The sequence below is a fragment of the Calidithermus terrae genome, assembly GCF_003574345.1.
Lineage (GTDB): Bacteria > Deinococcota > Deinococci > Deinococcales > Thermaceae > Calidithermus > Calidithermus chliarophilus.
Map to the genome: position 1 here is coordinate 1 of NZ_QXDL01000130.1, position 11991 is coordinate 11991.

The window sequence follows — 11991 nt, forward strand, 5'->3', positions numbered from 1 at the left end:
GGATACCCCTCCCCGCGCCCGGGGAGGGGTATCCCCCCAGCCCCCCTTGCTAAGGGGGTGACAAGGCGTCTTGCGTACGACGTAGGACGTACGACGTACGACGTACAACCCGCGCTCAGCTATCAGCTATCGACCATTGACACCCTTGAGCATCCGCCCCCCAGCCATTAGCCTAGTCCGGATGCAGAGCGACACCACCGCGAGGCTGCTCATCACCTGCCCCGACCGCCCCGGCATCGTGGCGGCGGTCTCCAATTTCCTCTTCAACCACGGCGCCAACATCACCGCGCTCGACCAGCACTCCACCGACCCCGAGGGGGGCACCTTCTTCATGCGGCTGGAGTTCCAGACCCCCCACCTCGACGTGCCGCGCGGCGTGCTCGAGAGCACCTTCGCCGAGCGGGTGGCGGCGCGTTTCGAGATGGACTGGCGCATCAGCTACGCCGCCGACCTCAAGAAGGTGGCGGTGCTGGTCTCGCGGTACGACCACGCGCTCAACGAGCTGCTGTGGCGGCACGCCAACGGCGAGCTGCCCTGCGAGCTCACCCAGGTCGTCTCCAACCACCCCGACCTGCGCGGCGAGGTCGAGCGCTTCGGCATCCCCTACCACCACGTCCCCGTCAGCAAGGAGACCAAGGAGCAGGCCGAGGCCGAGATGCTGCGGCTGCTGGAGGGCTGCGACCTGCTGGTGCTCGCGCGCTACATGCAGATCCTCTCGCCCGGCTTCGTGGGGCGCTACCCCAACCGCATCATCAACATCCACCACTCCTTCCTCCCCGCCTTCGTCGGGGCCAACCCCTACAAGCAGGCCTACGAGCGGGGGGTGAAGCTGATCGGGGCCACCGCGCACTACGTCACCGAGGCCCTCGACGAGGGCCCCATCATCGAGCAGGACGTGGCGCGGGTCTCCCACCGCAACGACGTGGCCGAGCTCGTGCGGCTGGGCCGCGACCTCGAGCGCACCGTGCTGGCCCGGGCGGTGCAGTGGCACCTGGAGGACCGCGTCATCGTCCACGGCAACAAGACGGTGGTCTTCGCCTGAGCCCGCCGCCCGGCCGGGGCAATGACGCCGTGGTTTTCAATTGGCGCGCCGGGTCCGCGCTAGGATAAGCCTTGACTCAGGCGATGGGGCAGCGCTTTCCCACACGGCGCCTTCATCTCATCTTCACACCGCCTGCCTACTCTCAGGATCAGGAGGAACGAGCATGTCGCTGAAGACTTCCGCCGCGACCTTTGGCGTACTTTCCGTGATCGCCGGGGGGGTGCTGTGGTGGGGGATGACCCGCAGCCAGACCCCCGCCCCCGCCGCCCCGCAGGCCCAGGTCGCGCCCCTCAACGAGGCCCAGGGCTTCCTACAGAACGAGCAGAACACCGTCCAGGTGGTGCAGAACTCCGGGGACGGCGTGGTCTTCGTCTCCACCCGGACCGTCTCCCGTACGAGCTACCAGGACGTCCCCGACTTCCTGCGCCCCTTCTTCGACCAGCCCCGCCAGCAGGACGGGGTGGGCTCGGGCTTCGTCATCGACGCCGAGGGCCACATCCTCACCAACTACCACGTCATCGAGGGGGCCAACGAGATCACCATCAAGTTCCACAACGACTCCAAGGAGTACAAGGCCAAGGTGATCGGCACCGCCCCCGCCCTCGACATCGCGCTCGTGCGGGTCGAGGCCCCGGCCGCGCTGCTCAAGCCCATGAAGATGGGCGACTCCGACGGCCTCAAGGTGGGGCAGAAGGCCATCGCCATGGGCAACCCCTTCGGCCTGGAGTTCACCGTCACCGAGGGCATCGTTTCGGCCATCCGCAAGAACCCCGGCGCGGTGGGCGGGGCCGACGGCTTCGTCCCCAACGTGATCCAGACCGACGCGGCCATCAACCCCGGCAACTCGGGCGGGCCGCTGCTGAACTCCAAGGGCGAGGTCATCGGGATCAACACCGCCATCTACACCAACGCCGGGCTGGTGGGCGGCACGCCGCAGTCGGCGGGGGTGGGCTTCGCCATCCCGATCAACGTCGCCAAGCAGTACCTCCCCGACCTCAAGGCCGGCAAGACGCTCAACGCCGAGGCCCTGGCCGCCTCGAGGCCCCGCCTGGGCGTGACCATCTTCCCCGTGCAGGCCCTGACGGATAGCCTGCGGCAGCGCTTCAACCTGCCCGAGTACGGCCTGATCGTGCAGAGCGTGGAGGCCAACGGCCCGGCGGCCAAGGCGGGCCTGCGGGCCGCCCAGCGCAAGATCTTCGTCCAGACCCCCACCGGCCAGGGCGAGGAGATCGGCGTTGACGGCGACGTGCTGCTCGAGGCCGACGGCCGCACCCTGGGCGACATCGCCGACCTGCGCCTGGTGCTCAACGGCAAGAGGGAGGGCGAGGCCATCACCCTCAAGGTCTGGCGCGCCGGCCGGACGCTGGAGGTCAAGGTGGCCCCCCAGATCGTCCCGCTGCCCGGCCGCTGACGCCGCGGAGCAGGTTTAATCCGGCAGCCTGTGACATTTGCACCAAATTCGCGTGATCAAATACCCGCCCCGGACGCCGGGGCGGGTTCAAAATGCTAGGGTGATGAGCCTCGAGACCCTCTGGCAACAGTCGTGGCAGGAGTTTTACGAAGCCGCGCTCCAGGAGCTGCCCGGCTTCGTGCAACAGCGCCTGCAGAACCCTCCCGCCGTCGCCGACCACGACGAGGCCATGTTCGACATCCGCGTGACGCTCCTGACCTGGCCCATCGAGGGGCTCAACGACTACGTCGATGCCCTCGACGGCTGGATCGCCCAGTGGAACCTGCAGGACCCCGCCAGCCACGAGGCCGACACCTCGGTGTGGCCCCACGACATCCCCGTGCCGCCCCCCGAGCCCGAGGGCATCTGGGAGGCGGTGCTCCAGCGCGCCACCGACCCCGGCTTCACCGGCTTCGTGGCCGCCGGGGTGCTCAAGCTGATGGCGATGGCCCGGGTGGCCGGCCGCTACACGTCCCAGTAGTCGCCGGGGTAGGGCAGGCCCACCGCCCGGGCGAAGGTCTGTAGGCCCAGCCGGTCGGGGGCCTCGAGGTGGTAGCGGAAGTTCCACAGGTAGTGCTGCATCAGGCGCTCGGGCACGCCCAACCGCTCGGCCTCGGTGCCGGCCACGGCGGCCAGGTTGCCCAGCCCCAGCGAGCGCGCCGCCCGCAGCCGCCGCACGACCTCGGGGGGCGGGGGTTCGTCGCGCCGGGTGGCCCACACCGCGAAGACGAAGGGCAGCCGGGTGCGCTCGTACCACTGCATCGAGAGGTCGCTGACCCACAGGCGCGCGCCCTGCGGCCCCGTGAACTCGCGCGGGATGTGGTGCACCGACTCGGGGATGCGCTCGAGCAGCCCCGCGTAGGTGGCAATCGCCCGGTCCCCGATGAGGAGCACCCCGTCGTAGCGCTCGAGCAGCTCGAGGCCGCCCTGTTCGCCGGTGTACTCCGGCTCGACGCCGTCGGCCTCGAGCAGGTAGCGCAGCAGCCGCACGCTGGTGGCGCTCTCGGTGGTGAGCGCCACGGACCTCAGCTCCCTCCAGGGACGGGTGTGGAAGAGGTTGACCGAGTAGACGGGCCCTAAGTCGGCCACCGAGAAGTCGGGGAGGGGGCGGAGCTTGTCGGCGTTGGCGAGGTAGAAGTAGCTCGAGACCAGGCTCAGGTCCACGCTGCCCTCGAGCAGCCAGCGGTTGAGCTCGGTGGGCACGCCGTAGCGGAAAGCGATCCCGTCGCCTTGCTCCAGGAAGTGGTAGAGGGGGGCGGTGTTGGCGTAGCGGGGCACGCCGAGCACGTAGTCGGGCATGGGGGCTCCGGGCGCGGCGGTTCAGGCGCGGGCCTTGGCTAGGGCCTTGGCCTTCTCGGGCACCAGCGGGAGCTGGTTCCACACCCGGACCACGTTGTAGAAGGCGTCGCGCTCGACCGGCACCCGGCCGGCGCTCTGGATCATCTCGACCATCTTCTGCTTCGACAGGCCCAGCGGGCTGGTGGCGCCGGCGGCGTGGGCGATGTGCTCCTCGATGATGGTGCCGTCCACGTCGGAGACGCCCCAGTCGAGCGAGACCTGCACCAAGTCGGAGGAGATCATCACCCAGTAGCCCTTGATGTGGTCGAAGTTGTCGAGGTAGACGCGGGCGACGGCCAGGTTGCGCAGGTCGTCGAGGCCGGTGGTGAACTCGGTCTTGCCCAGGCTCTTGGCGAGGTCGTTGGCGTCGGGCTGGAAGGCCAGGGGGATGAAGGAGTGGAAGCCGCCGGTCTCGTCCTGCAGGCGGCGCAGGCGGTCCATGTGGTCGAGGCGCTCCTCGAGCGTCTCGATGTGCCCGTAGAGCATGGTGGCGTTGGTGCGGATGCCCAGGCCGTGGGCCTCGCGGTGGATCTGCAGCCACTTCTCGGCCTTGACCTTGTTCTTGGCGATCTGGCGGCGCACCCGGTCGGCGAAGATCTCGGCGCCCCCGCCCGGCAGCGCGGCCAGCCCGGCCTCCTTCAGCTCGCGCAGCACCTCGAGGGTGGGCTTCTTCGCGATCTTCGACAGGTGCTCGATCTCGGCGGCGGTGAAGGCCTTGACCTGCAGGGTGGGGAAGGCCTCGCGCAGCTTGCCGACCATCTCGGGGTAGTAGCTCCAGGGCCGGTTGGGGTGGTGGCCGCTGGACATGTGCAGCTCGGTGATGCCCGGCTCCCACTTCTCGCGCACCTTCTCCACCACGGCGTCGGGGTCGTAGTCCCAGGCGCGGGGGTCGCCCTTGCGCGCGGCGAAGGCGCAGAAGGTGCAGCCGACGTAGCAGATGTTGGTGAACTCCAGCCGCAACGAGTGCACGAAGAAGGTCTTGTCGCCGTGCTTGCGCTCGCGCACGAGGTTAGCCAGCCGCATCAGGGTGTTGAGGTCGGGGGTGCGGTAGAGCAGCATCCCCTCCTCGAAGCTCAGCCGCTCGCCCCGCTCGACCTTCTCCACCACGGGGAGCAGCTTGGGGTCAAGTACCCGGTTCATCGGCCCTCATCCTAGCACCCTGAAATCGTGAAACTTGGTACGTGGGTTACTTAGCGGCCGGGGCCGAGGCGTGCGACGCAGGACGCAAGACGCGTGTCCTACGTCCTGCGTAGGACTGCGACCCGCACCCGGCGTACGATCACCACTTGTTCTGCACGATCCGGATTCCCCGGATCGCCACCACCACGCTCACGAGCAGGAAGGCCGGGAACACCTGGGGCTTGCCCCACAGCGCGAAGAGGGCGTAGAGGTAGCCCACCACGGCCCCGGCCGGGATGGGGTACAGGCTGCGGCGGGTGCGCTTCCAGTAGAGCTGCCAGTAAAGGGCGGCTACGGTGAGGCCGAGGGCCATGGCCGTGAGGGTGAGCTGCGGGAGCAGCCACAGGAAGAAGCCCACGGTGGGGGCGATCCCCCCGCCGCCGCGGAAGCCGAAGTAGAGGGGCCAGTTGTGGCCGACCACCAGCGCGGCGGCCATCAGCGGCAGGGCCCACGGGGCGTCGGTGAAGCTGGTCAGGTAGGCGATCAGCATGCCCTTGAGCACGTCCAGCACCGCTACCGCCATGCCCCAGGCCGGGCCCAACTGGCGGAAGGTGCCCGACGCGCCGGGAACGTCGCGCTCGGTGAGATCGATGCCGCGCAGCTTTCCCGCGACGATGCCGAAGGGTACGGAACCGATGAGGTAGGCGAGCACAACCAGTACCGCGTCCATTTTCTAAAATTCTCCGTTCTGAAGGGCGCGTGCGCGCGACGGTGTGTTAGTATAAGCTCCGTAAGCTGGACCTAAAACCGGGGCAGGGGTTATCACTGTGACGAGTGCCAAACGCAAACCCACGATACACGAAGTGGCCCACATGGCCGGGGTCGGGATCGGCACCGTCAGCCGGGTGATCAACAACCACCCCTCGGTGCGGGCCGAGACCCGGGCGAGGGTGCAGCAGGCCATGGAGCACCTGGGCTACGCGCCCAACCCCCACGCCCGCCGGGTCGCCGGAGGCCGCAGCTACACGGTCTCGGTGCTGCTGCCCTTCGTGGCGACGGAGTTCTACACCCGCCTGATCGAGGGCCTCGAGGCCACCCTCTCCGAGGAGCGCTACGACCTCGCACTCTTCCCCCTCATCACGCCCAAGCGCCTCGAGCGCTACCTGCGCTCCAACACCCTCGCCTACCAGACCGACGGCCTCATCGTCGCCTCCTACGACCTCACCGAGCACTTCGTGGGCGGGCAATTCCCCACCGACCGGCCCGTGGTGCTCGTTGACGCGCGCAACCCCAACTACGACTCGGTGTTCATGGACAACTTCCTGGGCGGGAAGCTGGCGGCGGAGTACCTCGCCCGCTTCCCCGGCGAGCTGTTCTTCATCACCGTCGAGGAGGACATCGACCGCATCTTCAGCCACACCGTCTTCGCCGAGCGCCGCGCCGGCTTCCAGCAGGGGGCCGCGCTCGCCGGCCGCACCGTCAACCCCGACCAGATCTTCAACACCCGCCTCTCCGCCGAGGGCGGGCGGTTGGCCCTGCAGAGCTTCCTGCGCCACTACAAACTCCCCTTCAACATCTTCGCCGGGGCCGACCTGATCGCGCTGGGGGTGCTCGAGGAGGTCGAGCGGCTGGGCCTGAAGCTGGGCCACGACGTGCGGCTACTGGGCTTCGACGGCCAGCCCTGGACCGCCCAGCACGGGCTTTCGACCCTGGCGCAGCCGGTCGAGGCCATGGGCGCCCGGGCCGCAGGGCTGTTGCTCGAGCGCCTGCAAAACCGCCGCGCGGAGGCGCGCCAGGTGCGCTTCGAGCCCCACCTCATCGAGCGGGCTTCGACGCTGGGGGCGCAGGTTATCGAGAGCCGGTAGCCGGGGGCGGGTCGTGCGTCGTACGTCCTACGGCGTACGTCCTACGCGAAATGCCCGGGTCTGGGCCCTCGGCCTTTGACGGACCACGGGCCACGGGGCTTCGGCGGGCGGCTGATGGCTTCCCCCTTCCAGGGTTATCATGCGGGCGATGGAGCCTTACCTCCAACTCCTGCGGCACGTCCTCGAGCACGGCACCCTCAAGTCCGACCGCACCGGGACCGGCACCAAGTCGGTGTTCGGCTACCAGATGCGCTTCGACCTGAGCGCCGGCTTCCCGCTGGTGACGACCAAGAAGCTGCACGTGAAGTCGATCATCCACGAGCTGTTGTGGTTCTTGCGCGGGGACACGAACATCGCCTACCTCAAGGCCAACGGGGTGAGCATCTGGGACGAATGGAGTGATCCTGAGGGCAATTTGGGGCCCATCTACGGCAAGCAGTGGCGGAGCTGGGAGGGGGCGGACGGGCGGACCTACGACCAGATCGCCTGGGTGGTCGAGGAGATCCGGCGCAACCCCGACTCGCGCAGGCTGGTGGTGAGTGCGTGGAACGTGGCCGACCTGCCCCGCATGGCCCTGGCCCCCTGCCACGCGCTCTTCCAGTTCTACGTCGCCGGCGGCAAGCTCTCCTGCCAGCTCTACCAGCGCAGCGCCGACGTTTTCCTGGGCGTGCCCTTCAACATCGCCTCCTACGCCCTGCTCACGCTGATGATCGCCCAGGTCACGGGGCTCGAGCCCGGCGAGTTCGTGCACACCCTGGGCGACGCCCACCTCTACCTCAACCACCTCGAGCAGGCCCAGCTCCAGCTCACCCGCTCCCCGCGCCCGCTGCCGCGGATGATCCTCAACCCCGAGCGCAAGCGGCTGGAGGACTTCGTCTACGAGGACTTCACCCTCGTCGGCTACGACCCCCACCCCCCCATCAAGGCCCCCGTGGCGGTGTAGCGTGCTCTCGCTCGTCGTCGCCATGGCCGAGAACCGCGTCATCGGCCGCGCGGGCGGCCTCCCCTGGCGGCTGCCCAACGACCTCAAGCGCTTCCGGCGGCTCACCACCGGCCACCCGGTCGTCATGGGCCGCAGGACCTACGAGTCCATCGGCAAGCCCCTGCCGGGCCGCACCAACGTCGTCGTCACGCGCAGCCCGGACTACTCCGCCCCGGGCTGCTTGGTGGTGAACTCGCTCGAGGCCGCCCTGCGGGTCGCGGAGGCAGCGCCCCACGACCCCGCCGGGCCCCGCGAGACCTTCGTCATCGGCGGCGCCGAGCTCTACGCCCAGGCCCTGCCGCTGGCCGACCGCATCCACCTCACCCTCGTCCGCGCCGAGGTCGCGGGCGACACCTTCTTCCCCGACTTCGACCCCAGCGCGTGGCGCGAGGTGTCGCGCGAGGACCACGAACCCGACGGGCAGCACGCCTACGCCTACAGCTTCCTCACGCTCGAGCGCCGCGACCGCGAGCGCCCACGCCTTCTGACCCACCCGCACCACGAGACCCCCCTTTCCTGACCCGCTCGCGCTGGCGGCTGACGGCTGCCCGCCCTTGGGCTAAACTGGCCTTCGTGCGCGTGGTCTTTGCCGAAAACCTCGAGTACTCCCTGGGCGCCCGCGACCTCTTGGAAGGGGTGAGCCTCGAGCTCTACCACGGCGACCGGCTGGCGCTGGTAGGGGCCAACGGCTCGGGCAAGACCACGTTGCTGCGGCTGCTGACGGGCGAGCTCGAGCCCGTGCGCGGGCGGGTGCACCGGCCCGAGGGGGTCTACCTCGAGCTGCTCGAGCAGGACCCCCGCTTCGGGCCCGGGGACACCGTGGAGGGCGTGCTCAAGAGCGGCTTCGCCCGGCTGGAGCGGCTCGAGGCCGAGCTCGCGCGGCTCGAGACCGGCCTGGCCGACCCCGAGGTCTACCACCGCTGGGAGGAGCTGCACGAGCGCTTCGAGGCGCTGGGCGGGTACAAGCGGCGCTCCAACTACGAGTCGGTGCTCAAGGGGCTGCGCTTCGAGGGGCGCGAGGGCGAGCGGGTGGCGGTGCTCTCGGGCGGGGAGGCCCGGCGGCTGGCGCTGGGGGCCTTGCTGCTCTCCGGCGCCGACGCGCTCTTCCTGGACGAGCCCACCAACCACCTCGACCTCGAGATGGTGGACTGGCTCGTGGGCTTTTTAAGCGGCTACGGCGGGGCCGCCGTCACCATCTCCCACGACCGCAACTTCCTCGACCGCGTGACCCGGCGCGTGGCCTGGCTGCGGCGGGGCAGGCTGCGCTTTTACGAGGGCAATTACTCGGCCTTCCGCGCCCAGCGGGCGGCGCAGGAGGAGCAGGAGGCCCGCGAGTACGCCAACTGGCTCAAGGAGAAGGAGCGGCGCGAGGGCATCCTCGAGCAGGCCCGCCGCTGGGCGCCCTCGAGCGCCAAGCACGCCCGGCGGATGCACAGCCTCGAGGCCCGCATGGAGCAATTCCTGCAGGAGGCCCCCCCTGAGCTCGAGGGCCCCGACGCGGTGGTGCGCATGCGCTTCCCCGTCGAAGCCCCCGGCCCCGGGCGGGTGCTGGAGGCCAGCCACCTGCGCAAGGGCTTCGGGGGGCGGGTGCTGTTCGACCTCGAGCACCTGCTGGTCTCCAGGGGCGAGCGCATCGCCGTGATCGGCCCCAACGGGGCGGGCAAGACCACCCTGGTCAAGGTGCTGCTGGGCCAGCTCCCCTCCGACGACCCCGCCGGGCGCGTCCGCACCGGACCGGGCGTTCGGGTGGGCTACTACGACCAGAAGCTCTCCGGCTTCGACCCCGAGCTCACCCTCTTCGAGACGCTCTACCGCTTGCTGGGGGAGAAGGCCCACGCCGCGCTGGGGGCCTGGATGTTCCCCTACGAGGCCCAGTTCAAGCAGGTAAAAAACCTCTCGGGGGGGGAGCGGGCCCGGCTGGCCCTGCTCTCGCTCTCGCTGCAGCAGGCCAACCTGCTGGTGCTCGACGAGCCCACCAACCACCTCGACCTCGAGACCGTCGAGGCGCTCGAGCAGGCCCTCTTGGCCTACGAGGGCACCTTGCTGCTGGTCTCGCACGACCTGTTCTTCCTCGACCAGCTCGCCACCCGCACCTGGCACGTGCGGGACGGCCGCTTCGACGACTACCCTGCCCCGCCCGGCGAGTACCTCGAGCGCCGCAAGGTGGCCGTGGTCCCCGAGCCCAGCCGCCCGGCCCCGCCTGCCGCCCCGGCCAAGCCCCAGCCCAAGCGCGAGAAGAGCAAGTGGCACCTCGAGCGCGAGCGCGAGCGCCTCGAGGCCGCCATCGCCGAGCTCGAGGCCCGGCTCAGCGCCTTGCACGCGGAAGCCAACCAGCCCGGCCTGACCCCCCAGGACTATGCCCGCATCGCCGCCGAGGAGGCCGGGCTGCGGGAGCGGCTCGAGGGGTTCTACGCGCGCTGGGGGGAGTTGGCGGACGTGTAGCGTGGGATGTCGGATGTCGATGGTCGATGGTCGATAACTGATAGCCGAACGCAAAGCGCGGGTCGTACGTCGTACGTCCTACGTCGTACGCATCACGCCAAACGCAAGACGCAAAACGCGGGACGCAAAACGCCCTGGCCCTCGGCCCTTGACGCCGGCGGGCAGGAGTTCCCCGCGAGCCCGCGGCACGAGCCACACGCCGCGAGCCCTTGAGCACCCGCCGGCTACGCCCGCGAATACGCCATGATTTTCATCCTCATCTGCTAAGGTGGGGGATTGAGAGGGCGGCAGGCCCTCGAGGGGCGATGGGCATGCGTATCGTGCGATGGGTTTTACTCCTGGCCGTCCTGGTCGGGGTGGGCTGGGTCTACAAGACGGTTTCGGGGGTGGCGGGGAACGCCTCCCCCGCTACCTTGTTCCGCATCGTGCAGCAGCCGCGGGACTTCTTCCTGGGCAAGGAGCGGGTCAACGTCCTGATCGTGGGCAAGGACTACAACCGCGACGCGCGCGGCATGCCCTACACCAAGAACGCCCGGGCCGACACCATCATGCTGCTCTCGCTCGACCTCGCCAAGCGCCAAGCGGCGGCCGTCTCGGTGCCGCGCGACACCTACGTGGTCGCGCCCGACGGCGTCGGCGGGAAGATCAACGGCACCTTCAGCCGGGGCGGGGTCGAGCTCTTAAAGCAGACCCTCGAGCGCACCTTCGGCCTCGAGATCGACCACCACGCCGTCATCAAGGACACCGCCATCAAGAACATCGTTGACGCGCTGGGCGGGGTGTGGGTCGAGACCATCGACGAGATGCACTACGACGACAACTGGGGCGGTCTGCACATCCACCTGCCCAAGGGGCGGCAGTTCATCAACGGCGAGCAGGCGGTGGGCTTCGTGCGCTTCCGCGAGGTCAACACCTACAAGCTCGACCGCTGGGGCAACCGCGTCCCCATCTACCCCGTCAAGCACTCCAAGGAAGAGGGCGACATCCGCCGCACCGAGCGCCAGCAGCAGCTCGTGCGCTCCATCGCCCAGCAGGCCACCACCCCGCAAAACCTGCTGCGCCTCGAGGCCATCGCCGACGTGGTGTTCCGCGAGGTCGAGACCGACCTCTCCAGGCCCCAGATCCTGGCCCTGGGGGTGCGTTTAGGGCGCTCGGGGCTGGGCGACCTGCAAAGCACCACCCTCCCGGGGCAGGGGGGCTACTTCGGCGGGGCCTACTACTACAACCTCGACCGCGAGCGCTCGCAGGCGCTGGTGGACTGGCTCCTCAAGGGCGACGAGGCGGCCGGGCGGCGGCTGGTGCGGGTGAACGTGTACAACGCCTCGAGGCTCGGCGGGGTGGCCCGGGCCACCGCGGGCCGCCTGGGCCAGCAGGGCTACCGCGTCCAGCGCACCGACACCGCGCGCGAGGCGAGCGAGGTCTCGAGGGTCGTCTACAAGCAGGCCGCCTTCGAGGCCCGCGCCCGCGAGATCCAGCAGTTCCTGGGCATCGCCGAGCTCCACAAAGACCCCGATTCCCCAGAGGAGGCCGACGTGATCGTGACCATCGGCAAGGACCTGGGGCAGCGGATGCTGGCTTCGGGGCGGTGAACGGATGCGGGTCGTCGTCGTACGTCCTACGTCGTACGCAAGACGCCAAACGCCAAACGCAAAACGCTAAACGCTAAACGCTAAACGCCCTTTGTTTACCCCCCTTAGCAAGGGGGGCCAGGGGGGATAAACCCTCCCCGCCCCGCGCGCGGGGCGGGGAGGGC

11 protein-coding genes are annotated in these 11991 nt (G+C 69.4%); 8 read left to right on the forward strand and 3 right to left on the reverse strand.

What is annotated here, in order from left to right; genetic code table 11:
* Nucleotides 1-181: 181 nt before the first annotated feature.
* The 3 genes from purU to Mterra_RS14035 all read left to right on the forward strand — a co-directional run bounded on the left by purU (nucleotide 182) and on the right by Mterra_RS14035 (nucleotide 2973).
* Nucleotides 182-1042 carry a formyltetrahydrofolate deformylase gene (gene purU / locus Mterra_RS14025; protein WP_119315741.1) on the forward strand — a complete coding sequence of 287 codons (861 nt, stop codon included), beginning with the start codon at nucleotides 182-184 and terminating at the stop codon, nucleotides 1040-1042.
* 163 nt (nucleotides 1043-1205) lie between these two features.
* Nucleotides 1206-2453 (forward strand): S1C family serine protease, encoded by a 1248-nt coding sequence (locus Mterra_RS14030; protein ID WP_119315742.1) that lies wholly within the window; start codon nucleotides 1206-1208, stop codon nucleotides 2451-2453.
* A gap of 103 nt (nucleotides 2454-2556) precedes the next feature.
* Nucleotides 2557-2973 (forward strand): hypothetical protein, encoded by a 417-nt coding sequence (locus Mterra_RS14035; RefSeq protein ID WP_119315743.1) that lies wholly within the window; start codon nucleotides 2557-2559, stop codon nucleotides 2971-2973.
* Here Mterra_RS14035 and Mterra_RS14040 read toward each other — a convergent pair.
* The 3 genes from Mterra_RS14040 to Mterra_RS14050 all read right to left on the reverse strand — a co-directional run bounded on the left by Mterra_RS14040 (nucleotide 2958) and on the right by Mterra_RS14050 (nucleotide 5679).
* Entirely contained in the window at nucleotides 2958-3791 is an 834-nt protein-coding gene (locus Mterra_RS14040) for a menaquinone biosynthetic enzyme MqnA/MqnD family protein (protein WP_119315744.1), read from the reverse strand. The genes Mterra_RS14035 and Mterra_RS14040 overlap by 16 nt on opposite strands.
* Nucleotides 3792-3812: 21 nt before the next feature.
* Nucleotides 3813-4970 carry an aminofutalosine synthase MqnE gene (gene mqnE / locus Mterra_RS14045; RefSeq protein WP_119315745.1) on the reverse strand — a complete coding sequence of 386 codons (1158 nt, stop codon included), beginning with the start codon at nucleotides 4968-4970 and terminating at the stop codon, nucleotides 3813-3815.
* A gap of 139 nt (nucleotides 4971-5109) precedes the next feature.
* Nucleotides 5110-5679 (reverse strand): glycerol-3-phosphate acyltransferase, encoded by a 570-nt coding sequence (locus Mterra_RS14050; protein ID WP_119315746.1) that lies wholly within the window; start codon nucleotides 5677-5679, stop codon nucleotides 5110-5112.
* A gap of 97 nt (nucleotides 5680-5776) precedes the next feature.
* Between Mterra_RS14050 and Mterra_RS14055 the strand changes: the two genes are divergently transcribed.
* The 5 genes from Mterra_RS14055 (at nucleotide 5777) to Mterra_RS14075 (ending at nucleotide 11827) form a co-directional block, all read left to right on the forward strand.
* The gene (locus tag Mterra_RS14055) at nucleotides 5777-6814 is read left to right on the forward strand and encodes a LacI family DNA-binding transcriptional regulator (RefSeq protein ID WP_119315747.1); all 1038 of its coding nucleotides are present in this window, start codon (nucleotides 5777-5779) and stop codon (nucleotides 6812-6814) included.
* A 148-nt stretch (nucleotides 6815-6962) separates the two neighbouring features.
* Entirely contained in the window at nucleotides 6963-7757 is a 795-nt protein-coding gene (locus Mterra_RS14060; protein WP_119315748.1) for a thymidylate synthase, read from the forward strand.
* Nucleotide 7758: 1 nt separating this feature from the next.
* Nucleotides 7759-8316 carry a dihydrofolate reductase gene (locus Mterra_RS14065; RefSeq protein ID WP_119315749.1) on the forward strand — a complete coding sequence of 186 codons (558 nt, stop codon included), beginning with the start codon at nucleotides 7759-7761 and terminating at the stop codon, nucleotides 8314-8316.
* A gap of 53 nt (nucleotides 8317-8369) precedes the next feature.
* Nucleotides 8370-10238 (forward strand): ABC-F family ATP-binding cassette domain-containing protein, encoded by a 1869-nt coding sequence (locus Mterra_RS14070; protein WP_119315750.1) that lies wholly within the window; start codon nucleotides 8370-8372, stop codon nucleotides 10236-10238.
* Between the two features lie 311 nt (nucleotides 10239-10549).
* Complete coding sequence (locus tag Mterra_RS14075; protein WP_245971636.1) at nucleotides 10550-11827, forward strand: LCP family protein; 1278 nt, start codon at nucleotides 10550-10552, stop codon at nucleotides 11825-11827.
* Nucleotides 11828-11991: the final 164 nt, after the last annotated feature.

Bases quoted from the DNA above. Each gene is read 5' to 3' on its own strand.
- Mterra_RS14030 (WP_119315742.1), top strand. From the start codon at position 1,206: ATGTCGCTGAAGACTTCCGCCGCGACCTTTGGCGTACTTTCCGTGATC.
- purU (WP_119315741.1), top strand. From the start codon at position 182: ATGCAGAGCGACACCACCGCGAGGCTGCTCATCACCTGCCCCGACCGC.
- Mterra_RS14050 (WP_119315746.1), bottom strand. From the start codon at position 5,679: ATGGACGCGGTACTGGTTGTGCTCGCCTACCTCATCGGTTCCGTACCC.
- Mterra_RS14040 (WP_119315744.1), bottom strand. From the start codon at position 3,791: ATGCCCGACTACGTGCTCGGCGTGCCCCGCTACGCCAACACCGCCCCC.
- mqnE (WP_119315745.1), bottom strand. From the start codon at position 4,970: ATGAACCGGGTACTTGACCCCAAGCTGCTCCCCGTGGTGGAGAAGGTC.
- Mterra_RS14035 (WP_119315743.1), top strand. From the start codon at position 2,557: ATGAGCCTCGAGACCCTCTGGCAACAGTCGTGGCAGGAGTTTTACGAA.
- Mterra_RS14060 (WP_119315748.1), top strand. From the start codon at position 6,963: ATGGAGCCTTACCTCCAACTCCTGCGGCACGTCCTCGAGCACGGCACC.
- Mterra_RS14075 (WP_245971636.1), top strand. From the start codon at position 10,550: ATGCGTATCGTGCGATGGGTTTTACTCCTGGCCGTCCTGGTCGGGGTG.